At 67.8% G+C, this 26,037-nt stretch carries 28 protein-coding genes, 1 other RNA gene and 1 pseudogene; 16 read left to right on the forward strand and 14 right to left on the reverse strand.

The window, feature by feature from the left end:
- Positions 1 to 82 precede the first annotated feature (82 nt).
- Together HMPREF3113_RS14260 and HMPREF3113_RS14265 are read right to left on the reverse strand one after the other, a co-directional pair.
- Entirely contained in the window at positions 83 to 1,408 is a 1,326-nt protein-coding gene (locus HMPREF3113_RS14260) for an aminopeptidase P N-terminal domain-containing protein (RefSeq protein ID WP_070473681.1), read from the reverse strand.
- A 7-nt stretch (positions 1,409 to 1,415) separates the two neighbouring features.
- Complete coding sequence (locus HMPREF3113_RS14265; protein WP_019183858.1) at positions 1,416 to 1,964, reverse strand: UPF0149 family protein; 549 nt, start codon at positions 1,962 to 1,964, stop codon at positions 1,416 to 1,418.
- A gap of 165 nt (positions 1,965 to 2,129) precedes the next feature.
- Here HMPREF3113_RS14265 and HMPREF3113_RS14270 point away from each other — a divergent pair, with 165 nt between their 5' ends.
- The 8 genes from HMPREF3113_RS14270 (at position 2,130) to HMPREF3113_RS14305 (ending at position 6,214) form a co-directional block, all read left to right on the forward strand.
- On the forward strand, positions 2,130 to 2,351 hold the full coding sequence (locus HMPREF3113_RS14270; protein ID WP_019183857.1) for a TIGR02449 family protein: 222 nt from the start codon (positions 2,130 to 2,132) through the stop codon (positions 2,349 to 2,351).
- Entirely contained in the window at positions 2,348 to 2,647 is a 300-nt protein-coding gene (locus HMPREF3113_RS14275) for a cell division protein ZapA (RefSeq protein WP_019183856.1), read from the forward strand. The genes HMPREF3113_RS14270 and HMPREF3113_RS14275 overlap by 4 nt, the downstream gene beginning before the upstream one ends.
- A gap of 130 nt (positions 2,648 to 2,777) precedes the next feature.
- Positions 2,778 to 2,962, forward strand: a non-coding RNA gene (gene ssrS / locus HMPREF3113_RS14280) — 6S RNA.
- A gap of 79 nt (positions 2,963 to 3,041) precedes the next feature.
- Positions 3,042 to 3,641, forward strand: a complete 600-nt coding sequence (locus tag HMPREF3113_RS14285; RefSeq protein ID WP_070473548.1) for a 5-formyltetrahydrofolate cyclo-ligase — start codon at positions 3,042 to 3,044, stop codon at positions 3,639 to 3,641.
- Positions 3,642 to 3,654: 13 nt separating this feature from the next.
- The gene (locus HMPREF3113_RS14290; protein ID WP_070425837.1) at positions 3,655 to 4,131 is read left to right on the forward strand and encodes an EVE domain-containing protein; all 477 of its coding nucleotides are present in this window, start codon (positions 3,655 to 3,657) and stop codon (positions 4,129 to 4,131) included.
- Positions 4,132 to 4,158: 27 nt separating this feature from the next.
- On the forward strand, positions 4,159 to 4,806 hold the full coding sequence (gene rpiA / locus HMPREF3113_RS14295) for a ribose-5-phosphate isomerase RpiA (RefSeq protein WP_070425838.1): 648 nt from the start codon (positions 4,159 to 4,161) through the stop codon (positions 4,804 to 4,806).
- A 47-nt stretch (positions 4,807 to 4,853) separates the two neighbouring features.
- A complete protein-coding gene (locus HMPREF3113_RS14300) occupies positions 4,854 to 5,306 on the forward strand; it encodes a DUF192 domain-containing protein (RefSeq protein ID WP_019183852.1) in 453 nt (150 codons plus the stop codon).
- 62 nt (positions 5,307 to 5,368) lie between these two features.
- The gene (locus HMPREF3113_RS14305; protein WP_019183851.1) at positions 5,369 to 6,214 is read left to right on the forward strand and encodes a SirB1 family protein; all 846 of its coding nucleotides are present in this window, start codon (positions 5,369 to 5,371) and stop codon (positions 6,212 to 6,214) included.
- 30 nt (positions 6,215 to 6,244) lie between these two features.
- Here the strand turns inward: HMPREF3113_RS14305 and HMPREF3113_RS14310 are convergent, their stop codons facing one another.
- Complete coding sequence (locus HMPREF3113_RS14310; RefSeq protein ID WP_037553342.1) at positions 6,245 to 6,436, reverse strand: rubredoxin; 192 nt, start codon at positions 6,434 to 6,436, stop codon at positions 6,245 to 6,247.
- 72 nt (positions 6,437 to 6,508) lie between these two features.
- On the opposite strand from HMPREF3113_RS14310, the gene thiE reads away from it, so the two are divergent.
- Both thiE and hemL read left to right on the forward strand, forming a co-directional pair.
- Positions 6,509 to 7,141: a thiamine phosphate synthase gene (gene thiE / locus HMPREF3113_RS14315; RefSeq protein ID WP_070473550.1), complete on the forward strand. Its 633-nt coding sequence runs from the start codon at positions 6,509 to 6,511 to the stop codon at positions 7,139 to 7,141.
- 15 nt (positions 7,142 to 7,156) lie between these two features.
- Positions 7,157 to 8,446, forward strand: coding sequence for a glutamate-1-semialdehyde 2,1-aminomutase (hemL, locus tag HMPREF3113_RS14320; protein ID WP_070473552.1), 1,290 nt, complete (start codon positions 7,157 to 7,159; stop codon positions 8,444 to 8,446).
- A 107-nt stretch (positions 8,447 to 8,553) separates the two neighbouring features.
- Here the strand turns inward: hemL and azu are convergent, their stop codons facing one another.
- Positions 8,554 to 9,012, reverse strand: coding sequence for an azurin (gene azu, locus HMPREF3113_RS14325; RefSeq protein ID WP_070473554.1), 459 nt, complete (start codon positions 9,010 to 9,012; stop codon positions 8,554 to 8,556).
- 113 nt (positions 9,013 to 9,125) lie between these two features.
- Between azu and HMPREF3113_RS14330 the strand changes: the two genes are divergently transcribed.
- Complete coding sequence (locus tag HMPREF3113_RS14330; protein WP_070425843.1) at positions 9,126 to 9,737, forward strand: HAD-IA family hydrolase; 612 nt, start codon at positions 9,126 to 9,128, stop codon at positions 9,735 to 9,737.
- 32 nt (positions 9,738 to 9,769) lie between these two features.
- Here HMPREF3113_RS14330 and HMPREF3113_RS14335 read toward each other — a convergent pair whose 3' ends face one another.
- Entirely contained in the window at positions 9,770 to 10,999 is a 1,230-nt protein-coding gene (locus tag HMPREF3113_RS14335) for an acetylornithine transaminase (RefSeq protein ID WP_070473555.1), read from the reverse strand.
- Positions 11,000 to 11,064: 65 nt separating this feature from the next.
- Between HMPREF3113_RS14335 and HMPREF3113_RS14340 the strand changes: the two are divergent.
- Positions 11,065 to 11,936, forward strand: a pseudogene (locus HMPREF3113_RS14340) (ion transporter).
- 40 nt (positions 11,937 to 11,976) lie between these two features.
- Here the strand turns inward: HMPREF3113_RS14340 and HMPREF3113_RS14345 are convergent.
- Positions 11,977 to 12,942 (reverse strand): YiiG family protein, encoded by a 966-nt coding sequence (locus tag HMPREF3113_RS14345; RefSeq protein WP_019183843.1) that lies wholly within the window; start codon positions 12,940 to 12,942, stop codon positions 11,977 to 11,979.
- A gap of 90 nt (positions 12,943 to 13,032) precedes the next feature.
- Complete coding sequence (locus HMPREF3113_RS14350) at positions 13,033 to 13,851, reverse strand: SDR family oxidoreductase (RefSeq protein WP_070425847.1); 819 nt, start codon at positions 13,849 to 13,851, stop codon at positions 13,033 to 13,035.
- Positions 13,852 to 13,967: 116 nt separating this feature from the next.
- On the opposite strand from HMPREF3113_RS14350, the gene HMPREF3113_RS14355 reads away from it, so the two are divergent.
- A complete protein-coding gene (locus tag HMPREF3113_RS14355) occupies positions 13,968 to 14,639 on the forward strand; it encodes a hypothetical protein (protein ID WP_070473558.1) in 672 nt (223 codons plus the stop codon).
- A 20-nt stretch (positions 14,640 to 14,659) separates the two neighbouring features.
- On the opposite strand, the gene HMPREF3113_RS14360 is transcribed toward HMPREF3113_RS14355, so the two are convergent.
- A complete protein-coding gene (locus tag HMPREF3113_RS14360) occupies positions 14,660 to 15,322 on the reverse strand; it encodes a phosphotransferase (RefSeq protein WP_019183840.1) in 663 nt (220 codons plus the stop codon).
- A 102-nt stretch (positions 15,323 to 15,424) separates the two neighbouring features.
- Here HMPREF3113_RS14360 and HMPREF3113_RS14365 point away from each other — a divergent pair, with 102 nt between their 5' ends.
- Positions 15,425 to 17,428 carry a bifunctional DedA family/phosphatase PAP2 family protein gene (locus HMPREF3113_RS14365; protein ID WP_070473560.1) on the forward strand — a complete coding sequence of 668 codons (2,004 nt, stop codon included), beginning with the start codon at positions 15,425 to 15,427 and terminating at the stop codon, positions 17,426 to 17,428.
- Positions 17,429 to 17,483: 55 nt separating this feature from the next.
- Here HMPREF3113_RS14365 and HMPREF3113_RS14370 read toward each other — a convergent pair whose 3' ends face one another.
- From HMPREF3113_RS14370 to HMPREF3113_RS14380, 3 genes are all read right to left on the reverse strand, one after another.
- Positions 17,484 to 18,062, reverse strand: coding sequence for an LON peptidase substrate-binding domain-containing protein (locus tag HMPREF3113_RS14370; protein WP_070473562.1), 579 nt, complete (start codon positions 18,060 to 18,062; stop codon positions 17,484 to 17,486).
- 12 nt (positions 18,063 to 18,074) lie between these two features.
- Complete coding sequence (gene mpl / locus HMPREF3113_RS14375) at positions 18,075 to 19,439, reverse strand: UDP-N-acetylmuramate:L-alanyl-gamma-D-glutamyl-meso-diaminopimelate ligase (protein WP_070473564.1); 1,365 nt, start codon at positions 19,437 to 19,439, stop codon at positions 18,075 to 18,077.
- A 333-nt stretch (positions 19,440 to 19,772) separates the two neighbouring features.
- Entirely contained in the window at positions 19,773 to 20,336 is a 564-nt protein-coding gene (locus HMPREF3113_RS14380) for an adenylate kinase (protein ID WP_019183836.1), read from the reverse strand.
- A gap of 141 nt (positions 20,337 to 20,477) precedes the next feature.
- Here HMPREF3113_RS14380 and HMPREF3113_RS14385 point away from each other — a divergent pair, with 141 nt between their 5' ends.
- Complete coding sequence (locus HMPREF3113_RS14385) at positions 20,478 to 21,734, forward strand: 6-phosphofructokinase (RefSeq protein ID WP_019183835.1); 1,257 nt, start codon at positions 20,478 to 20,480, stop codon at positions 21,732 to 21,734.
- 188 nt (positions 21,735 to 21,922) lie between these two features.
- Here the strand turns inward: HMPREF3113_RS14385 and HMPREF3113_RS14390 are convergent, their stop codons facing one another.
- Positions 21,923 to 22,426 carry a hypothetical protein gene (locus HMPREF3113_RS14390; protein WP_070473566.1) on the reverse strand — a complete coding sequence of 168 codons (504 nt, stop codon included), beginning with the start codon at positions 22,424 to 22,426 and terminating at the stop codon, positions 21,923 to 21,925.
- A 362-nt stretch (positions 22,427 to 22,788) separates the two neighbouring features.
- Between HMPREF3113_RS14390 and HMPREF3113_RS14395 the strand changes: the two genes are divergently transcribed.
- A complete protein-coding gene (locus tag HMPREF3113_RS14395; RefSeq protein ID WP_070473568.1) occupies positions 22,789 to 24,816 on the forward strand; it encodes a sodium-translocating pyrophosphatase in 2,028 nt (675 codons plus the stop codon).
- A 62-nt stretch (positions 24,817 to 24,878) separates the two neighbouring features.
- Here the strand turns inward: HMPREF3113_RS14395 and HMPREF3113_RS14400 are convergent, their stop codons facing one another.
- Positions 24,879 to 25,607: an energy transducer TonB gene (locus HMPREF3113_RS14400; protein ID WP_070473570.1), complete on the reverse strand. Its 729-nt coding sequence runs from the start codon at positions 25,605 to 25,607 to the stop codon at positions 24,879 to 24,881.
- On the reverse strand, positions 25,604 to 26,029 hold the full coding sequence (exbD, locus tag HMPREF3113_RS14405; RefSeq protein ID WP_070473572.1) for a TonB system transport protein ExbD: 426 nt from the start codon (positions 26,027 to 26,029) through the stop codon (positions 25,604 to 25,606). The genes HMPREF3113_RS14400 and exbD overlap by 4 nt, the downstream gene beginning before the upstream one ends.
- Between the last annotated feature and the right edge of the window lie 8 nt (positions 26,030 to 26,037).

Consider the following 26,037-nt stretch of genomic DNA (forward strand, 5'->3'; position numbering starts at 1 on the left):
CATGAGGAGCCGGCCAGCGGCCGGCACTACCGGGTGGCTGCACCGCGCAGCCACCCATGCGGTGGCTGCACCCTGAAGCGGATCAGCGCTTGGCCATCTCGTCTTCAATCTCATCGGCACTGCGCGCCAACGCAGCGGTGAGCACCTGATGGCCGTCCTCGGTGATCAGCACATCATCTTCGGTACGAATGCCGATACCGCGCCAGCGCGCTTCCACGCTGCGGTCGTCCGGTGAGACATACAGCCCCGGCTCGATGGTGAACACCATGCCCGGCTCCAACATCCGCGAATCGCCCGCCAACCGGTAATCGCCGACGTCGTGCACATCCAGGCCGAGCCAGTGCCCGGTCTTGTGCCGATAGAAACGCTGGTAATGCGCTTCGGCGATGTTTTCTTCCAGCGTGCCCTTGAGCAGGCCCAGCCGCAGCAGCCCCTCGGTCAGGGTTTCCACCGCAGCCAGATGACCGGCCTCATAGGCATTGCCCGGGCGCGCCTGCGCCAGTGCCGCGGCCTGCGCGGCGCCGACCAGGTCATGCAGCGCGCGCTGCTCGGCACTGAAGCGGCCGTTGACCGGGAAGGTACGGGTGATGTCGCTGGCGTACCCGCGGTACTCGGCACCGGCATCGATCAGGACCAGCTCGCCGTCCTGCGAGCGCGCGTTGTTGTCGCGGTAATGCAGGATGCAGCCGTTGGCACCGGTCCCGACGATGCTGCTGTACGCCGCACACGCGTCATTGGCACGGAACACCCGCTCCAGGTCGGCCTGCAGCTCGTACTCGTGGATGCCCGGCCGCGCCGCGTGCATCGCGGCGCGATGCGCCTGCACGCTGATATCGGCAGCGCGCTGCATCACGGCGATTTCCGCCGTGGATTTGAACAGCCGCTGTTCGTGCAGCAGGTGGCCCAGTTCCAGGAATTCATGCGGCGGCTGCGCGCCATGCCGCACCTGCGAACGCACGCGGTTGACCCAGCCGATCAGCTTGAGATCGAACTCGGCATCGCGGCCGAAGTGGTAGTACACCCGCGAGCGCCCTTCCAGCAGGCCGGGCAGGATGTCGTCCAGATCGTCGATCGGGTACGCATCGTCCATGCCGTACTGCGAGACCGCCCCTTCCTGGCCGGCGCGCGCGCCATCCCAGGCTTCACGGTCGGCGTCGCGCTCGCGGCAGAACAGGATCACCTCGCCATGGCGACGGCCCGGGATCAGCACCAGCACGGCCTCCGGCTCCGGGAAGCCGCTCAGGTACCAGAAATCGGAGTCCTGCCGGAACGGGTAATGCGTATCCAGGCTGCGCACCCGCTCGGCGGCGGCCGGCAGCACCAGGATCGCGTCGTCGCCGGCCATCTCCATCAACTGCTGGCGGCGACGCGTGTATTCGGCGGCGGAGATGCCGGTCAGCTGCCGGATATCCATCTCAGTTCAGGCGCTGCCGATGGCGCGCCGCCATGACGCAGTCGCCGTGCAGGAGCAGCACCGCCACGCGGATGAACTCCTCGATCTCGGCCAGCGCGTCTTCGTCATCGTCGTTGCCGCTTTCGAAGTCTTCACTGGAGGCCTGCGCCAGTTTGGCCAGATCGGTCAGCGCCTCGTCACCCTCTTCGGACAAGGCCGGGCGGTTCTGCCCCGAGCCCAGCCCGAAACCGCCCAGGAACGCACGCGCCCAGGTGAACAGGGCATCGGCCTGGGTGGCGGTGTCGCTGGCATCGCTGAGCAGCAGTTCGAACGCGAAATCGCGGTCTTCCAGCTGCGCCACGCTGGCATCGAGCAGGCGTGCCAACGCATCGCCCTCGGCCGGGGTCGGCAGGTTGTCATCGGCCAGCACGCGGGCAGGCCATTCACGCACCGGCGCACCGCCGGCAGACAGCCAGCCGCACAGGCCACCGTGCAGTTCAGCGGCGCTGGCGCCCAGGCCCAGGGCCTGGCTGGCCTGGTTTACGTCGTCGACACTCGGGAGTTCGGTCATCTTGGGGCTACGGTTTGTGAGCGCCACAGTGTACCAATCCACCCGTGTCCGCCGGGTTGCGATGGCCGTCCCCGCGGCCGGCCCCGGCACCCCGGGGGCGACCGCCCCCAGGCCCCGTCATTATTCGCTTGACCGCCCCGTCCGCCCTTGCCTATCGTGCCGGTCATGGAACCCGCCGACGCCATCGCCCAGTTGCAGGCCTTCGCTGCCCGCGTGGAGGCGTTGCTTGAGCGCAACCAGCGCCTGGCCGACGAGAACCGCAGCCTGCGCCATCAGCAGGAACAACTGGTGGCCGAGCGCTCCCAGCTGCTGGCCAAGAACGAGCAGGCCCGCTCCCGGGTCGAAGCGATGATCACCCGCCTCAAATCCCTGGAGCAGCACACATGAGCCAGACCGAACCGGTCAGTGTCCGCATCCTGGACCGTGAATACACGGTCGGCGTGGGCGCGGAGGAACGGGAGAGCCTGACCGCCGCCGCCCGGCTGCTGGACGCCAAGATGCGCGAGATCCGGGGCAGCAACCGGATGGCCGCGGTGGACCGCGTCGCGGTGCTGGCCGCGCTGAACCTGGCCCATGAGCTGCAGCAGCTGCGCGATGAGCACGCCCGCCAGGCGATCGCGCTGCAGCAGACGCTGAGCGATCTCAACCGCCGCCTGGACCGGGCGTTCGACAGCGCCGGGTGATCCACGGGCGTGGTTCCACGCCATTCGATTGCACACGTACATCGCGTGGCCTTCATCGATCTGAATTGATGTGCAATTCGACCGACGAACGGACTGGTCGAATTGCCCAAGAAGGCTATAATCCTCGTCGCGTTCTCTGCTGTGAACGACGGCGTGTGCAAACATTCGCCTTGTCCCTTAATTACGACCACGGGTGCGCGACGGCGCCGGGAGTGCAAGTCCGCCTTGTAGCGGGAAGCCCGATGGAACCCCAGCGTACCCACTTGAACCCCGGGTTCAAGGTCGTTTCGCATGCATCGTCACGGCGGAGAATGCAATATTCCAGCAAGAGCGGCGTTCCCCTGGGACGTCGCTCTTGTTTTATCCGCTTCCTCCGCACGCTCCGGACCCAGGCATGACCGACCCGCGCTCCGCACTGCGCCTGCAGCTGCGCCAACGCCGCCGCGATCTCCCCGCCGCCGTGCGCCTGGCCGCCGCCGAACAATTGGCCGATGCCCTGCTCGCCCTGCCGTTTGCGCCTGCCCAGGGGCATGTTGCCGGGTACTGGGCGATGGATGGCGAGATCGCACTGCACCGCTGGCAGATGCAGTTGCCCGCCGGCCTGACCTACTGCCTGCCGGTGCTGCACGAGCAGACGCTGCGCTTCGCGCCATGGCGCCCGGGGCAGGCGCTGACCGCCAACCGCTTCGGCATTCCCGAACCCGACCTGTCGCTGGACGACACGCTCGCGCCGGAACAGATGGCGCTGGTCGTCGCGCCGCTGGTCGGTTTCGACGCGCAGGGCCGCCGGCTGGGGATGGGAGGCGGCTGGTATGATCGCAGCTTCGCATTCCGCCACCAGCGCCCGGCGCCACCGTGGCTGGTCGGGGTCGGCTTCTCGGTCCAGCAGGTCGATGACCTGCCGGTGCAACCGTGGGACGTCGCGGTGGATGCGATCTGCACCGACGTCTCCACCCTTGTCTGCGTACCGACCAACGGTCGGCACCTACCGTAATCAAAGACTCCGCATGACCGCACGCAAGCGCTACTGGCTGATGAAGTCCGAACCGGACGCCTTTTCCATCGATGATCTGCAGCGCGTGGGCCGCGAGCCCTGGAACGGCGTCCGCAACTACCAGGCGCGCAATTTCATGCGCGATGGCATGAAGGTCGGCGACGGGGTGATGTTCTACCACTCCAACACCAAGGTGCCGGGCATTGTCGGGCTGGCCACGGTAGCCAGCGAGGCCTACCCGGACGACACCCAGTTCGACCCCAGGTCCGATTACTACGACCCCAAGGCGACCCGCGAAGAACCGCGCTGGATGCTGGTGGACGTGGCGTTCGAGCGCAAGCTGCGCGACACCATTTCGCTGGACGAGATCAAGCTGCACGCCGATGCGCTGGGCGAAGGTTTCCCGCTGACCGCGCGCGGCAACCGCCTCTCCATCCTCCCGGTGACCGCCGCGCAGTGGAAGCTGCTGCTGTCGCTGGAAAAGCACTGATTCCCTTTCCTCCAAGAGTTGCCCGCCATGTCCGAAGCCAAACGCCTCGCCGCTGAAAAAGCCATCGAATACGTCGAAGACGGCATGATCGTCGGCGTCGGCACCGGCTCCACCGTTGCCTACTTCATCGACGCCCTGGCCAGGATCCAGCACCGCATCAAGGGCGCTGTCTCCAGCTCGGACCAGAGCACCGCGCGCCTGAAGCAGCACGGCATCGAGGTGCTCGAGCTCAACCACACCGGCAACCTCTCGCTGTATGTGGATGGTGCCGACGAATGCGATGGCAACAAGAACCTGATCAAGGGCGGCGGCGCCGCGCTGACGCGTGAGAAGATCATCGCCGAGGCCAGCGAGCGCTTCGTGTGCATCATCGACCCGAGCAAGCAGGTCAAGGTGCTGGGCAGGTTCCCGCTGCCGGTGGAAGTGATCCCGATGGCACGCAGCCTGGTCGCCCGCCGCATCATGGACATGACCGGCGGCCAGCCGGCCTGGCGTGAGGGCGTGGTCACCGACAACGGCAACGTGATCCTGGACATCCACCACCTGGAGATCACCGATCCGGTCAAGCTGGAGCGCGAGCTCAACCAGCTGCCCGGCGTGGTCAGCGTCGGCCTGTTCGCGCGCCGCCCGGCCGATGTGGTGATCATCGGCGGCGAGCCGCCGGTCGTGATCTGACCCCCGTGGCCGGCGCCCGCGCCGGCTGCCCCCAACGAGGCAATCCCATGTCCCTGTCGCGCCTGCTGCCCCTGCTTCTGCTGCTCACCCTGGCCGGCTGTGCCAGCACCAACGCCCGTCACTGGGTGGAGCTGGACGGCAACCGCTACCACGTTGAACTGGCCACCAATGACGACACCCGCGCCCGCGGGCTGATGTTCCGCGACCAGATGCCGGAGGACCACGGCATGCTGTTCATCCATGAACGCGAAGAGCTGCAGGCGTACTGGATGAAGAACACCAAGATCGCCCTGGACATCCTGTACTTCGATGCACAGCGCCGCCTGGTCAGCCAGCAGCGTGACGTGCCGCCGTGCTCGGCCGGTGACCGTTGCCCGCCCTACCCCAGCAGCGAGCCGGCCCGTTACGTGCTGGAACTCAATGCCGGTCAGGCCGAAAAGATGGCGCTCAAGGACGGTACCGAACTGAAGTTCGGCCCCGGCATCGCCGACGGTAAATAAAAGGGACCCGATAAACGCGCCGCGCCCTTGAATCGCGGCGCGTTTGTCGCCAGTCTTGTCCCATGCAGGGGCAGATCACATTGCCGACGTGGGAATCGCTGGCCGAGCTGGATGACGAGGCGCTGCCTTTGTTGCCGACCGCGCTGCTGATCGCCCGGGACGAATACCCGGACCTGGACCCTGCCGTCTACGACGCGGTCCTGCAGAGCCACGCCGACCACCTGCGCACCGAGATCGCCACGATCGACATGTGGCCGCTGAAGATCGCCGCGGTCAACCGCCATCTGTTCGACGAACTGGGCTACAGCGGCGACCATGGCGAATACTACGACCCGCGCAACAGCTATCTGAACCAGGTCTTCGAGCGCCGCCTGGGCAACCCGATTTCACTGGCGCTGGTGCAGATGGAAGTCTCGCGCCGGCTCGGCATCCCGCTGGACGGGGTGTCCTTCCCCGGCCATTTCCTGGTGCGCCTGCCGCTCAACGACGGCGTACTGGTGATGGACCCGTTCAACGGCGGCCGCCCGCTCGGCGTGGAAGAACTGCGCGAACGCGCCCGCTCGCACCTGGGCGGTGAAGTGCCCGACGACGATGTGCTGGCACAGATTCTGGACCCGGCCCCGGCGCGCGCGATCCTGATGCGGATGCTGCGCAACCTGCATGGGGTCTATGTGGAACGGGGTGAATGGGACCGTGCCGCACGCAGTGCCGATCGCCTGCTGAAACTGGCGCCCGAACAGGACGATGCGCTGCGCGACCGCGGCATGGCCTACCTGCAGCTGGACTACGAGGCGGGCGCGCGCAACGACCTGGGGCTGTACCTCAAGCGCAATGCCAAGGCCAGCGACGCCCAGTACGTGCGCGAGAAGCTGGTCAGCCTGGGTGGCGCGGTGCCGCGCCTGCATTGAAAGGCGCCATGACGCGGCGCCGGCCCGGCCTCAGTCGACTTCGACCATCTCGAAATCGTCCTTGGTCACGCCACAGTCCGGGCACGTCCAGGTATCGGGAATGTCTTCCCAGCGCGTGCCCGGGGCGATGCCCTCTTCCGGCAACCCGTCTTCTTCCCGGTACAGGAAGCCGCAGACAACGCACATCCAGGTGCGGAAGGTGGTGGCGGTAGCGTCGGTCATCGGATAATCACGGCAGGACAAGAGCTGACAGCGCTCATTGTCCCACTCCCGTTGCGCTACCGGTAGCCATTGATGAATCACGCTTCAGCCCCCACGCCGCCCCGCGGCGTCTACCTCATCACCCCCGACGAACCCGATACCGCACGATTGCTGGCGCGCACCGCGCCGCTGTTGGCGGCCGGCGCCACCTGGCTGCAGTACCGCAACAAGACCGCCGATGCCGCCCTGCGCCTGGAGCAGGCGACCGCGCTGCAGGCGCTGTGCGCGCCGCACGGCGCGCCACTGATCATCAATGACGACCCGGCACTGGCCCATGCCGTGGGCGCCGCTGGCGTACACCTGGGCGGCACCGACGGCGACATCGGCGCGGCGCGCGCCCTGCTGGGCCCCGACGCCATCATCGGCGCGTCCTGCTACGACCAGCTGGCCAATGCCGCGCGTGCCGTGGCCGAAGGGGCCAGTTATGTGGCCTTCGGCGCGTTCTTCCCCACCACCACCAAGGTCACCGCCAGCCGTGCCACGCCGGACCTGCTGCGGCAAAGCGCCGCACTGGGCGTGCCGCGGGTGGCGATCGGCGGGCTTAGCCCGGACAATGTAGGTCCCATCATCGCGGCCGGCGCCGACTTGGTGGCCGTGGTCAGCGGCATTTTCGCCGCCCCCGATCCGGTTGCCACCCAGCGCGCCTTCCTCGCCCAGTTTCCGTAAGACCCAGGACACCCCATGAACCACGACCAGTCCCACGCCCTGTTCACCCGCGCCCAGAAACTGCTGCCGGGCGGCGTCAACTCGCCCGTGCGCGCGTTCAAGTCGGTCGGCGGCGAGCCGTTCTTCGTGCAGCGTGCCGATGGCGCGTACCTGTACGACGTGGATGGCAACCGCTACATCGATTACGTCGGCTCCTGGGGCCCGATGATCGTCGGCCACAACCACACCGCGGTGCGCCAGGCGGTCAAGCAGGCGATCGGCAACGGCCTGTCCTTCGGTGCGCCGTGCGAAGCGGAAGTGACCATGGCCGAAACGCTGACCCGGCTGGTGCCGTCCTGCGAGATGGTGCGCATGGTCAACTCCGGTACCGAGGCCACACTGTCGGCGATCCGGCTGGCGCGCGGCGCCACCGGCCGCAGCCGCATCGTCAAGTTCGAAGGCTGCTATCACGGCCACGGCGATTCGTTCCTGGTCAAGGCCGGCAGCGGCATGCTGACCCTGGGCGTGCCGACCTCACCGGGCGTCCCGGCCGGCCTGAGCGAACTCACCCTGACCCTGCCCTACAACGATTTCGAGGCCGCCACCACGCTGTTCGCCGAACAGGGCGAGCACATCGCCGGCCTGATCATCGAGCCGGTGGTCGGCAACGCCAACTGCATCCCGCCGCGCGAGGGCTACCTGCAGCACCTGCGCGCGCTGTGCACGCAGTACGGCACGGTGCTGATCTTCGATGAAGTGATGACCGGCTTCCGCGTGGCCCTCGGCGGCGCGCAGGCGCACTACGGCGTCACCCCGGACCTGACCACCTTCGGCAAGATCATCGGCGGCGGCATGCCGGTGGGTGCCTATGGCGGCCGCCGCGAGCTGATGTCGCAGATTTCCCCGGCTGGCCCGATCTACCAGGCCGGCACGCTCAGCGGCAATCCGGTGGCGATGGCCGCGGGCCTGGCGATGCTGGAACTGGTGCAGGAACCGGGCTTCCATGATCGCCTGAGTGCCGCCGCTGCGCGCCTCTGCGCCGGGCTGGAAGCCGCGGCGGCCGAGGCCGGCGTGGCGGTGACGACCACCCAGGTCGGCGCCATGTTCGGCCTGTTCTTCACCGACCAGAAGGTGGAAACCTACGCCCAGGCGACGGCGTGCGACATCACCGCGTTCAACACCTTCTTCCACGCGATGCTGGAGCGCGGTGTGTTCCTGGCCCCTTCGGCATACGAGGCCGGCTTCCTGTCCAGCGCCCACGACGACAGCATCATCGATGCGACCATCGAGGCCGCGCGCGAAGCCTTCAAGGTCGTCAAAGGCTGATCGGAGGCGGTAGGTGACGACCGTTGGTCGTCACAGCGTGCGTGCCGATCACCCCGGGTAGGTGACGACCGTTGGTCGTCACGCCGTCCACCGGCCGGCTTCGGCGCTCAGCCGAACAGAAATCGGCCTTTCATCATCGCGAAGTGCCCCGGGAACGAGCAGAAGAACGTGTAGTCGCCGCCCTTGGCCAGCTTCGCGGTCGAGAAGGTGACGCTGGTGGTCTGCCCGCCCCCGATCACCGGGGTATGCGCCAGCACACGCGCATCGCCCTTGGGCAGGTAGCTGTCGGACAAGGTCGTGCGCATGCCGGCCATCGCCACCGGCTGGTAATCCGCGGTGCGGGTCAGCACCCAGTTGTGGCCCATCGCGGTCGCGGCAAGCTTGCCGGTGTGGCGCAGGGTCAGCTTCACCTGGGTGCAGTCCGCCGCAACCTTGATCTCCTTCTGGCTGAAGCTCATCTGGTCGGTGCTGTCGATGGCGATCGCGCAGACGCGCGCATGGGCGGCCGGGGCCAGCATCAGGCCGGCAAGCAACACGGGGGCAAGCAGTTTCACGGCGATCTCCATCGAACAGTCCACGCGATTCTAGAGTCCGTGCCCACGCCCGGCCTGCGACGCGATGTCGCAGCATGCGCCCCGACTGCGGTACGGTCAGCGTTGGACCCGGACAAGAGTGCGCGATGACCGATGCCGTGGAGGGGCTGCTGCTGGATTTCGATGGCGTGCTGGTGCGCCATGCGCGGCATTTGCGCGTGCGTCACCTGGCCGCCAGCACCGGCTGCAGCGTCGCACAGGTGCACGCCGCCCTGTTCGACAGCGGCCTGGAGCAGCAGCATGACGCCGGCCTGGACAGCACGCTGTACCTGCAACAGTTGGGCGCGGCGTTGGGCAGCACGGTGAGCATCACGCAGTGGCAGGACGCCCGCATCGCCGCGTCCATGCCACAGGCCGGGGTCATCGAACGCATCGAACAGGTTGCACGCCGCATGCCGATCGCGATCCTGACCAACAATGGCGCGCTGATGGTGGACACCATCCCGCGCATCCTGCCCACCCTTGCCGCAGCGCTGCGCGGGCGCATCCTGTGCAGCGGCGCGCTGGGCGCTCGCAAGCCGGACCCGGCCGTGTTCGTGCAGGCGATGGCGCTGTTGGGCGCACGCGCCGGGCGCACGTTGTTCGTCGATGACCTGTTCACCAACGTGCGCGGTGCGCGTCAGGCAGGATTGCGGGCGGAAACCGCCACCGACAGTCGCAGCATCGGCAAGGTGTTGAAGCGGTACGCCCTGGCGTAGAGCCGACCAACGGTCGGCTCTACCGCTGTTGGTTATCGCGAGGCGATGAAGGATTGCACCGCCGCGCGCAGGCGCTTGAGGCCTTCGGCGATTTCTTCATCGGTGATGTTCAGCGACGGCACGAAACGCAGCACGTCCGGGCCGGCCTGCAGGGTCAGCAGGCCGTGCTCGGCGGCGTGGTCGAGGATGGGACCGGCCTGGCCGGCAAAATCCTTGTCCAGCACCGCGCCCAGCATCAGGCCGCGACCGCGGACCTGGCTGAACACCTTGAACTCGTCGTTGATCCTGCCCAGCCCATCGCGCAGCGCCTGCGACTGACGGCTGACGTTGTGTGCGATCTCCGGCGAGGACAGCTTGCGCAGCGCCACGCGGGCGACAGCCGCGGCCAGCGGGTTGCCGCCGAAGGTGGTGCCGTGGGCACCGAACTGCATCACCTCGGCCACCTTCGGGCCGGCCAGCATCGCGCCGATCGGGAAGCCGCCGCCCAGCGCTTTGGCCAGGGTGACGATGTCCGGCTTGATGTTGTCCTGCCAATGCGCGAACAACGTGCCGGTACGGCCCATGCCCGCCTGGATCTCATCGAGCACCACCAGCGCGTTGTGCTGGTCGCACAGCTCGCGCACGCGCTGCAGGAAGCCCGGCTTGGCCGGCATCACGCCGCCCTCGCCCTGGATCGGCTCCAGCATCACCGCGGCCACATCACCGGCGGCCATCGCGGTTTCCAGCTGGACCTCGTCGTTGAAGTCGACATAGCGGAAGCCACCGGGCAGCGGCTCGTAGCCTTCCTGGTACTTCGGCTGGGCGGTGGCGGTGACCGCGGCCAGCGTGCGGCCGTGGAAGCTGCCGCGGAAGGTCACGATCACGCGCTGGTGCGCCGGGCGGCCCAGCGAAGAGGCCCACTTGCGGACCAGCTTGATCGCCACCTCATTGGCTTCGGCGCCGGAGTTGCACAGGAACACGCGCTCGGCGAAGCGCGAGGCGGTGACCAGCTCCTCGGCCAGGCGCAGCGGCGGCTCGCTGTAGAACACATTGCTGGTGTGCCATAGCTTGCCGGCCTGCTCGATCAGCGCCGCCTTCAGGTCCGGATCGTTGTGGCCCAGGCCGCACACGGCAATGCCGGCGGCCAGATCGATGAACTCGCGGCCCTGGTTGTCCCAGACGCGCGCGCCCTGGCCGCGCTCGAGCACCACCTGGCGCGGTTTGTAGACCGGCAGGTAGTAATGCGACAGGGACAACAGCGGATCGGTGGCAGCGGCGGTCATGGCAGTCAGGGCCTCAGGAAAGATCCCATTCTCGCGCTTTGGGCCGGTGGGGCACAATGCGGCCCATGCGACCGTTCACCGCCCCCCAGCTCAACCCCGCCACCGAGACCGGCTGGCGCCGCCAGTGGTTCGACATCATCTACCGCCACGACACCCGGCCCTCGCGCAATTTCGACCTGCTGCTGGTCTACGCGATCATCGCCAGCGTGGTGGTGGTCATGTTCGACAGCGTGCAGCGCTTCCATGCAGCCTACGCCGACTGGCTGTACGTGCTGGAATGGGGCTTCACGATCGTATTCACCGCCGAGTACCTGCTGCGGCTGGTGGTGGTCAAACGCCCACTGCGCTACGCATTAGCATCTGGGGCATCATCGATCTGGCCTCGATCCTGCCCACCTACCTGTCGCTGTTCATCCCCGGCGCGCAGAGCCTGCTGGTGGTGCGCGCGCTGCGCATCCTGCGGGTGTTCCGGATCCTCAAGCTGACCCGCTACATCGAAGAAAGCGGCGTGCTGATGGAATCGCTGTGGCGCAGCCGCCGCAAGGTGCTGCTGTTCCTGTTCACGGTGATCACCATCACCATCATCGCCGGGACGATGATGTACGTGATCGAAGGCCCCAACCACGGCTTCACCAGCATCCCCAGCAGCATGTACTGGGCGGTGGTGACCATGGCCACGGTGGGCTTCGGCGACATCGTGCCGCAGACCGTGCTCGGCCGCTTCGTCACCTCGGTGCTGATCCTGATCGGCTACAGCATCATCGCCGTGCCGACCGGCATCTACACCGCCGAACTGGCCAACACCATGCGCGATGCCGAGCATGCCGCGCGCCGTGATGCGCGCGGCTGCCCGCATTGCGGGCTGGAAGGCCACGAACCGGACGCCGTGCATTGCCGCCATTGCGGCGAAAAACTGCCACCGGTCTTCAACGTCTGATGCTTGCGGCGGGCCGCCAGGCAGCCCGCCGCGCGATCACTCAACGCGCGCCGCTGGTCCGCGCCAGGCGGTTGCTCATGTCGACCAGGTCGTTGTAGCTGGCCAGCAACGCTTCGGCCGAGCCCTGCGGGTTGCTGATCCGCCCACCGCTCTCCATCAGCATCTGCTCGCTGCGGGTATACGGCTTCTTCGACTCGACGCGCTCGATACGGCGGCCGGCATCGCGGGCCAGCGCATCGGCGGCGCGCTCCACGTGCCCCCACATCGCATCGCCCTTGCCGATCTTGTCATCCTGCGCCTGCTGCAGCAGCGCCTGGAACGCCGCGAGCTGGGTGCGTGCCACCGCCAGATCGGGCGTCTCGCTGTTGAGCAGCTGCGTGAGCTGCTTGCCATCACCGAGAATCTTGATCTGGTAGTACGCCATCGAGCGGCCTTCGGAAGCTTCAATCTCCTTGAGCTGTTCCGCACGGCGTTCGTCTTCGCGCTTTTCCAGCGCGGCGTCCAGCGCGGTGCCTGCGTCGAAGAACGCCGTGTAGGCCTTCATCAGCGGGGCATGCTGGCTGCGCATCCCGGCATGGTCATCGCGCAGGTAGTCCTCGCGGCTGTAGTAACGGTCGGCCTGCTCGATAAGGGCGTACAGGTCGACGAACGTCTTCTGGTAAGCGCTCGCCGCCGGATCCAGCTCGGGCTCGGCCGGCGTCATCGCCAGCGCGGCGACCATCGGGGCGTTGCACGCCTCCACGCGATGCGACAACACCGTGCCCGGCCCACGCACCTGCTTCTCATTGCCGGTCGGGCCAGCCTCCGGATCCTGCATCCAGCCGATGTACTGCTGGAAGCCTTCGTGGATCGGCTGTTCAACGGCGTTGAAGCAGGCGATGTAGGCGTTCACCTTTTCCACGCCCTGGGTATCGGCAACGCTGCCCGGGCCCTTGCTGCAGGCGCCGAGCAGGCTGATCAAGGCGATGGCGGCGGCGAGCGGTGCGGTCCGTGTGCGGAATGACATGCATGTGTCCATACGATTTGGGGCCCGCACCATAGCAGCCCGGCCTGTGCAGCGTTTGTCATCGCGCACGCGGCGCGCACCGCGCGCGCGTCAATCCAGGAACAGATCGGGCATCAACGGACGCGACGGATCGACGGCATAGCCACTCAGATCAGTGATGCCGGCCTGCGCCAGCACCTCGTCATCCAGCAGGAACTGCCCACTGAAGCCGGCCGCCTCGCGGGTCAGCACCGCGTGTGCGGCATCGGCAAGAATGGCCGGCGTGCGGCAGCCGCCGATGTCCACGCCGGGAATCATGTTGATTGCGTCAGTGGCGATCACGGTACGCGGCCACAACGCATTGACCGCCACGCCCTGTGGCCCGAACTCCGCGGCCAGGCCAAGCGTGACGAAGCTCATGCCCATCTTTGCCAGCGTGTAGCCGGTATGCGGCGCCCACCACTTCGGGTCCAGGCTTGGCGGCGGCGCGAGGGTGAGAATGTGTGGATTGGGTGCCTGCAGCAGGTGCGGCAGGCAGGCCTGCGCGCACAGGAAGCTGCCGCGCGCGTTGACCTGCTGCATCAGGTCGAAACGTTTCATCGGCGTGTCCAGCGTGCCGCGCAGCCAGATCGCGCTCGCGTTGTTGACCAGGATATCGATGCCACCGAAGGTATCCACGGTGGCGGCGACGGCCGCACGCACCTGGTCTTCTTCGCGGATGTCGCACTTCAGCGCCAGCCCCTGGCCGCCGGCGGCGGTGACCGCCTCCGCTGCGCTGTGGATGGTGCCGGGCAGCTTGGGATTGGGCACCGAGGACTTGGCCGCGATGGCGATATTGGCCCCGTCCCGTGCAGCACGCAGTGCGATGGCCAGGCCGATGCCGCGCGAGGCGCCGGTGATGAACAGGGTCTTGCCTTGCAGACTGGCCATGCGCGGATTCCTTCGATGCGATTGCAGTGAACCGGCATTATGCCGCCCCGGCGCACACACCGGATTCATGCGCCGCGTCGATACTGGGCATTCACGTTCTGCATGGAATGAGCGACATGACGGCGATCCGCCTTCCCCTGACCGCGCTGGCGCTGGTACTGGCCATGGCTGCCTGCCAGCCCGCCGGCGACCCGTCCACCGCCCCTGTGCAGGCGGCCGCCACCGTTCCCGGTACGGCCGGCGGCGCCTCCCCCTTCAGCGAAGCGGCGATCTGGGACGGCGAGGTGGACGCCTGCCGCGGCCAGGCGCCGGTTGCCGATGATTGCCTGTCCAAGGCGATGCAGGCGGCCAAGGCCAGCCCGCAGGCGATCGCCGCGGCCCATCAGCTGGGCGCGCAGGGGAATCCCGGCTACGTCAGCGCATGGCGTGACCAGGACGGCGTGGGCATTGCCACCATCGAGTACCCGTTCCGTGCCAATACCAATGAAGGCACGCTGCTGGTCGACAGTGCCGGGCATACCGTGGATGTGGATGCGGATGTCCTGCCGGAGATGTCGCGCGCCGATGCAACGGTCAAACCCTTCCTTGATGCGCACCCGGACGCCTCACCGTTCGCCCCCGCCGAGGCCAGCGGCAGTGAAGCGCTGCCCAACGGCGGGCTGCGCCTGATCTACAGCACGCCGCTGCGCACCTGCCATGCCTGCGCGGACGAGGGCATGCTGCGGGTCGCCTACGAGTTCGACGCGCAACGCCGCTTCACCGGCAAGCAGATCCTCGACCTGCGCTGAGCGCCAGGCATCGGCCCCTGCTACGGCTTGGGGCCCTGCCCTTCGTTGTCTTCCCAGTGCAGGATCCTGCGGGTGACGAAGCGGTAGACCGGCTTGCCGGTGCGGAACCAGAGGTCACGCACCCACGAGGTGCGCTTGAGCAGCCGCTTCTCCACCGGCGTCAGCGACGGCCGGCAGTACATGCGCTTGTGCTTGAGCAGGTGGCGCAGGTCCTCGCGGGCCAGCAGGCGCATCCAGCGTGAGCGCGGATTGCCGATCACCGCCAGCTGGAAATCGATCAGGGCCGGCGAGCCGTCTTCGCGCACCAGCCAGTTGGCTTCCTTGGCCAGGTCGTTGTGCGCGATGCCGTGGCGATGGACCTGCTGCAGCAGACGGCGCGCCGCACGGAAATAGGCAAGGTCGCCATGCGGCGGACGCTGGTACATCGCATCGCCGGCCATGAAGCTGCGGTCCAGCCAGCGCCCGTTCCAGCCCAGCAACCGCGGCGTGGCGGGCATCCCATCCAGATGCGCCAGCGCGCGCGCCTCGCGCCGGGCCAGCCACCATGCCGGCAGGCGCAGCCACCACGGGGTGGCCTCCAGATCACGGCGCACGAAGCGCTGGCCGTCCTGCTCCATCAGCAGGATGCGGCCGAAGCTGTCGGCTTTGAGGGCGGTCGGGGCGGGATCGGCAGGGCGTGTCATGGCGCCATTCTAGGCGGCTGATCGCGCTCATTCACTGCAGATGCCGCACATTGCCCGCCGCTGGCCGGCAGTCAGTCACTTTGCCCCCCCTATAATCCTCCGATGGACTCGTCATGGATCGATGCCACGCTTGCGTGGATCTCAGCTCACCCCGTGCTTGCCGGTGCGGTCATTTTCCTCATTGCCTTCTGCGATGCGGTCATCGTGCTGGGCGCGATCGTGCCCGCGTTGCCGCTGCTGTTCGCCGTGGGTGTGTTCATCGGCCTGGGCCAGATCTCCGGGCCGTACGCGGTGGCCTGCGCAGCGCTGGGCGCGTTTGCCGGCGACGGCATCAGCTACTGGGTAGGCCGGCGCTGGGGGGATCGCCTGCGCGGCTTCTGGCCCTTCAGCAAGTATCCGCAGCTGCTCGACCGCGGCGAGACGATGTTCCGCCGCAACGCGTTCAAGAGCATCCTGGTGGCGCGCTATGTCGGCGCGATCCGCCCGTTCGTGCCGGCCATCGCCGGCATGATGAAGATGCCGCTCTCGCGCTACTTCCAGGCCAGTGGCATCGCCAGCCTGTCCTGGGCGGTGCTGTTCCTGGCCCCCGGCTGGGTGCTCGGCGAGGCGTATGACGCGGTCGCCGCCGTTGCCGGCCGGCTGGTGATGGTGCTGGGCCTGCTCGGCGTGATCATGGGCCTGGTCTGGGCGATCGTGCTGTACGGCTACCGCTGGTCGGCCTCGCGCATGGACAGCTGGCTGGCCATGCTGTTGAACTGGTCGCAGCGCCATCCAACGCTGGGCCGTTACTCGGTGGCGGTGTTCGATCCCCAGCGGCGTGAATCGGTGCCCCTGGCGATGCTGGCGGTGATGCTGCTGCTGCTTGGCTGGGGCTGGTTCGCCCTGTTGATGGCGGTGGTCGCCCATGGCGAACCGCTGCGGGTCGATCTGGCCGTGCACCACGCCATGCTGGCCCTGCGCAATCCGCTGGCCGATTACCCGATGGCCGCGCTGGCCTCGCTGGGCGCCTGGCAGGTCCTGTTGCCGGCCACGGCCGCCGGCATGGGCTACCTGGTCTGGCGCCGGCGCTGGATGGCGGCCGGTCACTGGCTGGCCGCGCTGGCCTTCGGCCTGGCCCTGTGCAAGCTGCTCGGCGCAACCGTGGACGTGGTCCGGCCGCCGGATGCGAGCAGCGGCTTCGGCTTCCCGTCGGTCTCGGTAACGATGGCCACGATCACCTTCGGCTTCTTCGCCGTGCTGATCGCGCGCGAACTGCCCGGCCGCACCCGCGTGTGGCCCTACCTGCTGTCGGGCATCATCGTCAGCCTGATCGGCTTCGCCCGCATCTACCTCGGCGCCCATTGGCTGAGCGATGTGATCGGCGGCATGCTGTTCGGCCTGTTCTGGCTGCTGGTGCTCGGCATCGCGTACCGCCGCCGCTTCAACCGCTCGTTCTGGGTCAAGCCGGTGGCGTGGCTGTTCTACGGTACCTTCGCCGTGGCCGCGCTCTGGTACGCCCCGCGCAACATCCCGGTGAAACTGGCGCGCTTCGAACCGGCGCAGCCGAGCCCGGCGCCGCTGGATGCACAGGCCTGGTGGACAACCGAGTGGCAGCACCTGCCCTCGCGCCGCAATGAATTCGATGACGACCAGCGCTGGCCGCTGGATGTGCAGGTGGCCGGCCCGCTGGCACCGCTGCAGCGCCGCCTGGAAAGCCAGGGCTGGCGCGTACAGCCACAGGCCGGCTGGGAGCAGGCGCTGTTGATGCTCGACAAGTCCTCGGACAAGGACAAGGTGCCGGTCCTGCCAGCCACCCTGGACACGCAGGTCGAATCGCTGCTGATGCTGCGCGCCGGCAATGCCCCCAACGAGATGTTCGCGTTGCGCCTGTGGCCGGCACCGGCGCGTCTGTCAGCGCCGGTGGATGAGCCGTTGTGGCTCGGCAGTGCGCAGACCCTGCACTACCAGCAGCACTTCAATCTGATCGGGATGTGGCGCCCGATGCGTGGCATCGACCCCTCGCTCAATGCAGTACGCCAGGCACTGGATGGCCTGCCACAGCAGGTCGACACCCATCCGGATACGCAGATGCCGGTGCTGCGCGTGCGCATGCCCGCGGCCGAATGAGGCAGCGCCGGGATCATCCCGGCCGTTCGTGCAGCGGGGCCTCGCTCGCCCCGCGTTACGGCATCCAGTCCAGCAACGCCTGCAGGCGCTGGTGCGGGTCATCGTGCTGCAGCAGCTGCAGGCGCTGCGCATCCTCCAGGGGCAGCAGCTCAGCCAGGCGCCAGCCGACCCAGCTGGCCTGCTCCATCTGCGCCGGGCTGACCGGAGCAAACGCGGCACCGGCCTGTTCGATGATGTGCTCAAGCACGGTCGCCATCAGCGCATGTTCGGGCTGCAGCTCATCGTCGCTGTCGGCCGCACACCAGGTCACCTCGGCAATGATCAGCCCGTTGTCGCGCACGCGCGTGCGATCGACATGGAAGCGACGCTGGCCACGCAGGCGCAGCACCAGCACGCCATCGGCGCCCACGTCGAAATCCTCGATCCGCGCCTCCACGCCGTAGGCGGCCGGCACCGCGGGGGCGCCGGTTTCCTCACCGTGCAGGATCATGCAGACACCGAACGCGGTACCGGCGCGGCTGCATTCGCGCAGCATGTCCAGGTAGCGCCGCTCGAACACGCGCAGGCCCAGCGCGGCGCCGGGCAGCAGCACGGTGTGCAGCGGGAACAGGGGCAGTGACGCGGTGTCGGTCATGGCCAGGCCCGCTCAGGACGGCTGCAGCTGTGCCAGGAAGCGCCGCGGCGCGCCGTCGAAGCCACCATTGGACATGAACACCACGTGGTCGCCGGGCATGGCGATCGCGTCCAGGCGGGCCAGCAGCGCATCGGTATCCGGCACGGCATACGCGTCGCCTCGCACGGCCGCGATCACGCCGGCCGCATCCCAGGCCAGCTCGGGGCGGTGCAGGAACACCACGGCATCGGCACCGTCCAGCGACGGGGCCAGCGCCTGCGCATGCGCGCCCAGCCGCATGGAATTGCTGCGCGGTTCCATCGCCACCACGATGCGGGCTTCACCAACCCTCGCACGCAGGCCCTCAAGGGTGGTGCGGATCGCGGTGGGGTGATGCGCGAAGTCATCGTAGACGGTGACATCGCGTGCCTGGCCGATCACTTCCAGGCGGCGCTTGACGCTGCGGAACGCGGCCAGCGCCGGCATCACCGTGGCCAGTTCGACACCTACCGCATGCGCGGCGGCCAGCGCAGCGAGCCCGTTGAGCACGTTGTGCCGGCCGAGCAGCGACCAGCGCACTTCACCGACGCGCGCGCCGCGATGGTGCACCACGAACACGCTGCCGTCGGCCTCCACCAGCTCGGCGTGCCATTCCAGCGCAGGATCGAAACCGAAGCGCTCCACCGGCGTCCAGCACCCCATCGCCAGCACCTCGGCGAGATAGGCATCTTCGCCGTTGACGATCAGGCGCCCGCGCGCGGGCACGGTGCGGATCAGGTGATGGAACTGGCGCTGGATCGCGGCCACGTCCGGGAAGATGTCGGCGTGGTCGTATTCGAGGTTGTTGAGGATCGCCACCAGCGGCCGGTAGTGCACGAACTTGCTGCGCTTGTCGAAGAACGCAGTGTCGTACTCGTCGGCCTCGACCACGAACTCGCGGCCGCTGCCGATGCGCGCGGAGACGCCGAAATCCTCCGCCACGCCGCCGATCAGAAAGCCCGGCTCACGCCCGGCGCTGTGCAGCAGCCAGGTCAGGATGGTGGTGGTGGTGGTCTTGCCGTGCGTGCCGGCCACCGCCAGGGTGTCGCGGCCCGGCAGCACCTGCTCGGACAGCCACTGGGCCCCGGAGATATAGCGCTGGCCTGCATCCAGCACCGCTTCCACGGCAGGGTTGCCGCGCGAGAGCGCATTGCCGATCACCACCTCGTCGCAGTCCGGTGCCACGCTGTCGGCGCGGTAGCCCGGATCCAGGGCGATGCCCAGGCGTTCGAGCTGGGTGGACATCGGCGGGTAGATCGCCTGGTCGCTGCCGCGGACCGTATGGCCCTTTTCGCGTGCCAGCGCGGCCACGCCGCCCATGAAAGTGCCTGCAATACCAAGAATGTGGATCGTGCTCATGCCTGCGATTGTCGCCGATCATCACCGTCGATGGACATCGCCGTCAGATAACTCCTAGTCGAGTATCAGAGAAGTCCATCACGGTGTCAGGGAAATCCCGATAGCGCCGTACTGTGAAGACGGACACAATTCCATGGGCCAGCCGCAGCACCCCATTGGTCCTACTCCCCAAGAGGCCATCCCCAGGGGGGCTCATGCTGCGGGGCTCTGAGCAAGCCCGCTCGCTGGCACCTTCAAACCACACGCCTGGTCCCTTCGGGGGCCGGGCGTGTGTGTTTCAGGCACTGGGCAGCGCACTGCCCGTGCGGTGCCGCCGTAGCGGCACCGACCGGATCAGGCCTGGATCGCGGCGCGGATGCGCGCTTCCACGTCGTTCAGTTCACCCACGCCATCAACGCGTGCGAGCGTGCCACGGCCGGCATAGAAATCCACCACGGGCGCGGTCTGGTCGTTGTAGACCTGCAGGCGCTGACGCACCGATTCGGGGTTGTCATCGGCACGGCCCTGCTCGGCGGCGCGGCCGGCGATGCGCTCGACCAGCAGTTCGGTCGGCACGTCCAGCTGCACGACCGCATCCAGCGGCTGGCCGATCTTGGCCAGCAGGCTGTCCAGCGCATTGGCCTGGGCCACGTTGCGCGGGTAACCATCCAGGATGAAGCCCTTGGCCACATCGTCCTGGCCCAGGCGCGACTCGAGCATGCCCAGCAGGATGTCATCGGACACCAGGTTGCCGGCATCCATCACGGCCTTGGCCTGCTTGCCCAGCTCGGTCCCCGCAGCCACTTCGGCACGCAGCAGGTCGCCGGTGGAAATGTGCGCAATCGAAAGATGTTCCTTCAGGCGCGTCGCCTGCGTCCCCTTGCCCGAACCGGGCGGTCCCAACAGAACCAATCGCATCAACCTGACTCCAACGTGGTAAGAAAATGGAAGGGCGCGCGCCCCGGGATTGTCCACAATCACGCTGCACCGCAATACGCGCACTTTACCCCATACCGGTAATGTCTCTGCAATGTCCTTCCCCCAGACCAAGGTCGCACCATGCCCAACGGTACCCTGCTCTACGCCCAGTCAGGCGGCGTCACCGCCGTCATCAATGCCACGGCCTCGGCGGTCATCAGCACGGCAAGGGCCAAAGGAATCAAGGTCTTGGCCGCACGCAACGGTATTCTCGGCGCGCTCCGCGAGGACCTGATCGACACCTCGAAGGAAACCGCTGCCGCGATCGCCGCCCTCGCCCATACCCCCGGCGGCGCGTTCGGCTCGTGCCGCTACAAGCTCAAATCACTGGAGGCCGACCGCGGCAGGTACGAGCGGCTGCTCCAGGTGCTGCGCGCGCACGATGTGCGCTGGTTCCTCTACAACGGCGGCAACGATTCGGCCGATACCGCCTGGAAGGTCTCCCAGCTGGCCAAGGCCTTCGACTACGACCTGACCTGCATCGGCGTGCCCAAGACCATCGACAACGATCTGGCCGTGACCGATACCTGCCCGGGCTTCGGCTCGGCCGCCAAGTACACGGCCGTCTCGGTGCGCGAAGCGGCGCTGGACGTGGCCGCGATGGCCGAGACCTCGACCAAGGTGTTCGTGTACGAAGCGATGGGCCGCCATGCCGGCTGGCTCGCGGCGGCCGCGGGGCTGGCCGGCCAGGGCGCCGATGACGCCCCGCACATCATCCTGCTGCCCGAGCGCGCCTACGACGAGGCCGCGTTTCTGGCCAAAGTGAAACAGGTGGTCGAGCGCGTGGGCTACTGCGTGGTGGTGGCCTCCGAGGGCATCCAGACGGCCGATGGCCGTTTCGTCGCCGATGCGGGCGGTGGCACCGATTCGTTCGGGCATACCCAGCTCGGCGGCGTGGCCTCGCAGCTGGCGGCCCGGGTCAAGGATGGACTGGGCTACAAGGTCCACTGGACCCTGCCCGACTACCTGCAGCGCTCGGCGCGCCATCTGGCCTCCAAAACCGACTGGGAACAGGCGCAGGCGGTGGGCAAGGCGGCGGTGCAGTTCGCGTTGAAGGGCCAGAACGCGGTGATGCCGGTGATCGTGCGCACCAGCGATAAGCCCTATCGCTGGAAAATCGAGGCCGCCCCGCTGCACAAGGTGGCCAACCACGAGAAGAAGATGCCGGCCGGCTTCATCCGCCGCGATGGCTTCGGCATCACCGACAAGGCCCGCGCCTATCTCGCCCCGCTGATCAAGGGGGAAGCCCCGTTGCCCTACGGGCCTGATGGGCTGCCGAAGTACGTGACGCTGAAGAACGTGGCAGTGAAGAAGAAGCTGCCTGCCTTCGAAGCATGAGCAACCCGTCGGTGCCGGCCGCTGGCCGGCAGCGTCGTGCTCCCAGGCGCTCAGGTAGTGCCGGCCGCTCGCCGGCAGCGCGGTGCTCCCAGGCCCTGAGGTAGTGCCGGCCGCTGGCCGGCAGCGCCGTGTCCCCGGCAGCGTCCCGGAAGCCGGCCAGCGGCCGGCACGACCGGTGCGTGGTCAGGTCAGTTGCAGGCCTTGCCCTCGACCTTCATCTGCGCGGCGAACATCGGCACCTGCGCGATCTTGCCGGCGGCGGCCTGCTTCTTGGCGTCTTCCAGGTAGATGCGCGACTGGCCCTGGCCATCGCGTTCGGGCGTGGTGGTGACCGGCATGCGCCACACGCGCACCACCGCCTGCTGGGCCGGGCAGCCCGCATTCGGCACACGGATCACATCATTGAGTTTCCAGCCCTTGGCCTCGCTGGGCTGCGCCTTGTCGTAGTCCACAAAGCGGGCCCGCGGCTGGCACTGCTCGCTGGTGCGGACCACGGCAAACTTGTACGGCTGCGCGGCCTCGCCCGTGAACACGCCTTCCAGCCGTGCACAGGCTTCGGGGATCTGGCGGAGTGTATGCGCAGCGCCCACCGCCTGCGGCGTGCCTGCGGCGCGCTGCAGTTCGGGGGTTTCCGCAGCGAAGGCGGACACGGCGGGCAGCAGGGCCAGCCAGAGCAGATGACGGGGGGACATGGCAGGACTCCAACGGCTGGGAATGGGCCGAGGCTGCCAGTGGGTGGCTGAACGGCGTGGCAAAGGCGGCCCGTCGTCCGGATCTGCGTGGTTGCCGGCCAGCGGCCGGCACTACCCATGCCACGGGTCGGCGCTACCCATGTCACTGACAGTTCGGCCTCACGCATGCGGTTTGTAATCCTTGCTGGCTTGCATCGAGGATTTGCCCGCATACTCGGGCCACCAGGGATTGCTGAACACCGCCACACGCTTGACGACCGGGCACGGTCTGAACGGGTTGGTTCATGGTTGCAGCCCGTTGTGCCCCCGTGTGGAGAAGTTCATCCGTTCACTGGATGTCATTCCATCACCCGGGAGGGGACATGCTGGAACGTTATGGGCTTTCTCTGGCGCTGTTCTGCGCCATCCTCGCGATTCTCTACGGCATCGTGTCGGCACGCTGGATCCTCCGGCAGCCGGCTGGCAATGCGCGCATGCAGGAAATCGCCGCCGCCATCCAGGAAGGCGCGCGCGCCTACCTCAACCGCCAATACCTGACCATCGCCATCGCCGGTGCCGTGCTGTTCGTGCTGGTCGGCATCTTCCTCAGCTGGTACACCGCGATCGGCTTCGCGATCGGCGCCGTGCTCTCCGGCGCGGCCGGCTACATCGGCATGAACGTCTCGGTCCGCGCCAACGTGCGCACCGCCGAGGCGGCCCGCAACGGCCTGAGCGCGGCCATGGACGTGGCCTTCCGCGGCGGTGCGATCACCGGCATGCTGGTGGTCGGGCTGGGCCTGCTGGGCGTGGCCGGGTACTACGCGCTGCTGTTGAAGCTCGGGCTGGATGTCGCGCAGACGCTGCACGCGCTGGTCGGGCTGGCGTTCGGTTCGTCGCTGATCTCGATCTTCGCGCGGCTGGGCGGCGGCATCTTCACCAAGGGCGCCGACGTCGGCGCGGACCTGGTCGGCAAGGTCGAAGCAGGCATTCCCGAGGACGACCCGCGCAACCCGGCGGTGATCGCCGACAACGTGGGTGACAACGTCGGCGACTGCGCCGGCATGGCGGCGGACCTGTTCGAAACCTACGCCGTCACCGTGATCGCCACGATGCTGCTCGGCAACCTGATGATCGACGAGGCCGGTGCCAATGCGGTGCTGTATCCGCTGGTGCTGGGCGGTGTCTCGATCATCGCCTCGATCGTGGGCGCGCTGTTCGTCAAAGTAAAACCGGGCGGCTCGATCATGGGCGCGCTGTACAAGGGCGTGATCGTATCCGGGGTGCTGGCGGCGATCGCGTTCTACCCGATCACCACGCAGTTGATGCCGGACAACGCGCATGGCGCGCTGAACCTGTATTTCTGCGCGTTGATCGGGCTGGGGCTGACCGGGTTGATCGTGTGGATCACCGAGTACTACACCGGCACCCAGTACAAACCGGTGCAGCACGTGGCGCAGGCCTCCACCACCGGGCATGGCACCAACATCATCGCCGGCCTCGGTGTCTCGATGAAGTCCACCGCCCTGCCGGTGATCGCGGTGTGCGTGGCTATCTGGCTGGCACACTATTTCGGCGGCCTGTACGGCATCGCCATCGCCGCCACGGCGATGCTCTCGATGGCCGGGATGATCGTCGCACTCGATGCCTACGGCCCGATCACCGACAACGCCGGCGGTATCGCCGAGATGGCCGAACTGCCGCCGGAAATCCGCGACATCACCGACCCGCTGGATGCGGTCGGCAACACCACCAAGGCGGTGACCAAGGGCTACGCCATCGGCTCAGCGGCCCTGGCCGCGCTGGTGCTGTTCGCCGATTACACCCACAACCTGCAGGCCGCCAATCCCGGCGAGACCTTCGCCTTCGATCTGTCCAACCATGAAGTGATCATCGGCCTGCTGATCGGCGGCCTGATCCCCTACCTGTTCGGTGCGATGGCGATGGAAGCGGTGGGTCGCGCGGCAGGTGCGGTGGTGGAGGAAGTGCGCCGCCAGTTCCGCGAGATTCCCGGGATCATGGAAGGCACCGGCAAACCGCAGTACGACCGCGCGGTGGACATGCTGACCCGCTCGGCGATCCGCGAAATGATCATCCCCTCGCTGTTGCCCGTCGCCGTGCCGGTGGTGGTCGGCCTGCTGCTCGGGCCGCGTGCGCTCGGTGGCCTGCTGATCGGCACCATCGTCACCGGTCTGTTCGTGGCGATCTCGATGACCACCGGCGGCGGCGCCTGGGACAACGCCAAGAAGTACATCGAAGATGGCCACTTCGGCGGCAAGGGCAGCGAGGCGCACAAGGCCGCGGTGACCGGCGATACCGTCGGTGATCCGTACAAGGACACGGCCGGCCCGGCGATCAACCCGCTGATCAAGATCATCAACATCGTGGCGTTGCTGCTGGTGCCGCTGCTCTGAGGCAGGACGGGCGCGCGGGCCTCGTTGGCCAGCGCGCCCAAGGGGTGTTCTCCTGCCGCGCCTCAACGCCGCCGGATGAAGAACGTCACCGGTACCATCACCTCCACCGGATCACCGGCCACCTCGGCGGGCGGCGGTGGCAGCGGGCTGCCGCGGCGCACCGTGGCCAGGGTTTCCTCATCCAGCAGCGGATGACCGCTGCTCTGGCCCAGCCGGATGTTGGAGGCGTTGCCCTGGCGGTCCACTGAGAAGCGCACATAGGCCACGCCCTGCTGGCGAAGGCGCTCGGCCTGGCGCGGATAGCGGCGGTACTGTTCCAGATGGCCGAGCAGCAGCCCCTGCCAGGTGACCGCCGCGTTGCCCTGGCGGCCGGCCACGGTCTGCGTGGCAGCGTAGCGTTCGGACGGGCGTGCGGAGACATCCGGCGGTGCCAGCGTCTGATCGACGTTGTGCGGGTCGGTCGGCTCCTCTTCTCGCGGCGTCTGGCGACGCAGCACGTCCTGCGCGTCCGGGGTGTCGGCCGGCGGCAGATCGATCTTCGGCACCGGCGTGGGCTCGGGCCGATGCTGTTCGTGCTGCAGCGGCCCGGGCGGCATCTCCTTCGGTGGCGCGGATGGCGCCTCAGGCACCGGCGCCAGTTCCACCATCACCGCTTCCACGGGCGTGTCGCTGGCCAGCACCGGCGCACGCTGCTGCCACCACAGCGCGCCGCCGATCAGCGCGCCATGCACGGCCAACACGAGGGCCAGGCTGCCCACCCAGCGCAGCGTCGCGGCGGGGTCGCGGCTCATTCGCGGCGCTGCTCCAGCCCGACCAGCGCGATTCTGCGATACCCCGCCGTGCGCAGGGCATTCATGGTCTGCATCAGATCGCCATAGGGCACCGCCTGGTCGGCGCGCAGGTAGATGCGCTGCTCGTGGTCACCGGCTGTCAGCCGCTCCAGCGTGGCTTTCAGGCCATCACGGCCCACCGGCACGTCGTTGATGCTCAGTGACAGATCGGCCTGCACCGAGAGGAACACCGGTTCGCCATCACGTGGCTGCGGCTGCGCAGTGCTGGCCGGCAGGTCCACCGGCGTGTCCACGGTGGCCAGCGGCGCGGCGACCATGAAGATGATCAGCAGCACCAGCATGACGTCGATGAAGGGCGTGACATTGATCTCGTGGCTTTCTTCCAGCGCGTCGTCGTCGTGGCGGGCGGTCTTGATGGGCATGGCCGGTC

Source organism: Stenotrophomonas sp. HMSC10F06 (genome assembly GCF_001807865.1).
GTDB classification, from domain to species: Bacteria; Pseudomonadota; Gammaproteobacteria; order Xanthomonadales; family Xanthomonadaceae; genus Stenotrophomonas; species Stenotrophomonas bentonitica_A.

Bases quoted from the DNA above. Each gene is read 5' to 3' on its own strand.
- HMPREF3113_RS14360 (WP_019183840.1), bottom strand. From the start codon at position 15,322: ATGACACGCCCTGCCGATCCCGCCCCGACCGCCCTCAAAGCCGACAGC.
- HMPREF3113_RS14365 (WP_070473560.1), top strand. From the start codon at position 15,425: ATGGACTCGTCATGGATCGATGCCACGCTTGCGTGGATCTCAGCTCAC.
- HMPREF3113_RS14300 (WP_019183852.1), top strand. From the start codon at position 4,854: ATGTCCCTGTCGCGCCTGCTGCCCCTGCTTCTGCTGCTCACCCTGGCC.
- HMPREF3113_RS14305 (WP_019183851.1), top strand. From the start codon at position 5,369: ATGCAGGGGCAGATCACATTGCCGACGTGGGAATCGCTGGCCGAGCTG.
- HMPREF3113_RS14330 (WP_070425843.1), top strand. From the start codon at position 9,126: ATGACCGATGCCGTGGAGGGGCTGCTGCTGGATTTCGATGGCGTGCTG.
- HMPREF3113_RS14285 (WP_070473548.1), top strand. From the start codon at position 3,042: ATGACCGACCCGCGCTCCGCACTGCGCCTGCAGCTGCGCCAACGCCGC.
- thiE (WP_070473550.1), top strand. From the start codon at position 6,509: ATGAATCACGCTTCAGCCCCCACGCCGCCCCGCGGCGTCTACCTCATC.
- HMPREF3113_RS14290 (WP_070425837.1), top strand. From the start codon at position 3,655: ATGACCGCACGCAAGCGCTACTGGCTGATGAAGTCCGAACCGGACGCC.
- azu (WP_070473554.1), bottom strand. From the start codon at position 9,012: ATGGAGATCGCCGTGAAACTGCTTGCCCCCGTGTTGCTTGCCGGCCTG.
- HMPREF3113_RS14390 (WP_070473566.1), bottom strand. From the start codon at position 22,426: ATGTCCCCCCGTCATCTGCTCTGGCTGGCCCTGCTGCCCGCCGTGTCC.
- HMPREF3113_RS14350 (WP_070425847.1), bottom strand. From the start codon at position 13,851: ATGGCCAGTCTGCAAGGCAAGACCCTGTTCATCACCGGCGCCTCGCGC.
- HMPREF3113_RS14345 (WP_019183843.1), bottom strand. From the start codon at position 12,942: ATGTCATTCCGCACACGGACCGCACCGCTCGCCGCCGCCATCGCCTTG.
- exbD (WP_070473572.1), bottom strand. From the start codon at position 26,029: ATGCCCATCAAGACCGCCCGCCACGACGACGACGCGCTGGAAGAAAGC.
- HMPREF3113_RS14355 (WP_070473558.1), top strand. From the start codon at position 13,968: ATGACGGCGATCCGCCTTCCCCTGACCGCGCTGGCGCTGGTACTGGCC.
- HMPREF3113_RS14400 (WP_070473570.1), bottom strand. From the start codon at position 25,607: ATGAGCCGCGACCCCGCCGCGACGCTGCGCTGGGTGGGCAGCCTGGCC.
- rpiA (WP_070425838.1), top strand. From the start codon at position 4,159: ATGTCCGAAGCCAAACGCCTCGCCGCTGAAAAAGCCATCGAATACGTC.
- HMPREF3113_RS14395 (WP_070473568.1), top strand. From the start codon at position 22,789: ATGCTGGAACGTTATGGGCTTTCTCTGGCGCTGTTCTGCGCCATCCTC.
- HMPREF3113_RS14265 (WP_019183858.1), bottom strand. From the start codon at position 1,964: ATGACCGAACTCCCGAGTGTCGACGACGTAAACCAGGCCAGCCAGGCC.
- mpl (WP_070473564.1), bottom strand. From the start codon at position 19,439: ATGAGCACGATCCACATTCTTGGTATTGCAGGCACTTTCATGGGCGGC.
- HMPREF3113_RS14275 (WP_019183856.1), top strand. From the start codon at position 2,348: ATGAGCCAGACCGAACCGGTCAGTGTCCGCATCCTGGACCGTGAATAC.
- HMPREF3113_RS14270 (WP_019183857.1), top strand. From the start codon at position 2,130: ATGGAACCCGCCGACGCCATCGCCCAGTTGCAGGCCTTCGCTGCCCGC.
- HMPREF3113_RS14335 (WP_070473555.1), bottom strand. From the start codon at position 10,999: ATGACCGCCGCTGCCACCGATCCGCTGTTGTCCCTGTCGCATTACTAC.
- hemL (WP_070473552.1), top strand. From the start codon at position 7,157: ATGAACCACGACCAGTCCCACGCCCTGTTCACCCGCGCCCAGAAACTG.
- HMPREF3113_RS14370 (WP_070473562.1), bottom strand. From the start codon at position 18,062: ATGACCGACACCGCGTCACTGCCCCTGTTCCCGCTGCACACCGTGCTG.
- HMPREF3113_RS14385 (WP_019183835.1), top strand. From the start codon at position 20,478: ATGCCCAACGGTACCCTGCTCTACGCCCAGTCAGGCGGCGTCACCGCC.
- HMPREF3113_RS14310 (WP_037553342.1), bottom strand. From the start codon at position 6,436: ATGACCGACGCTACCGCCACCACCTTCCGCACCTGGATGTGCGTTGTC.
- HMPREF3113_RS14380 (WP_019183836.1), bottom strand. From the start codon at position 20,336: ATGCGATTGGTTCTGTTGGGACCGCCCGGTTCGGGCAAGGGGACGCAG.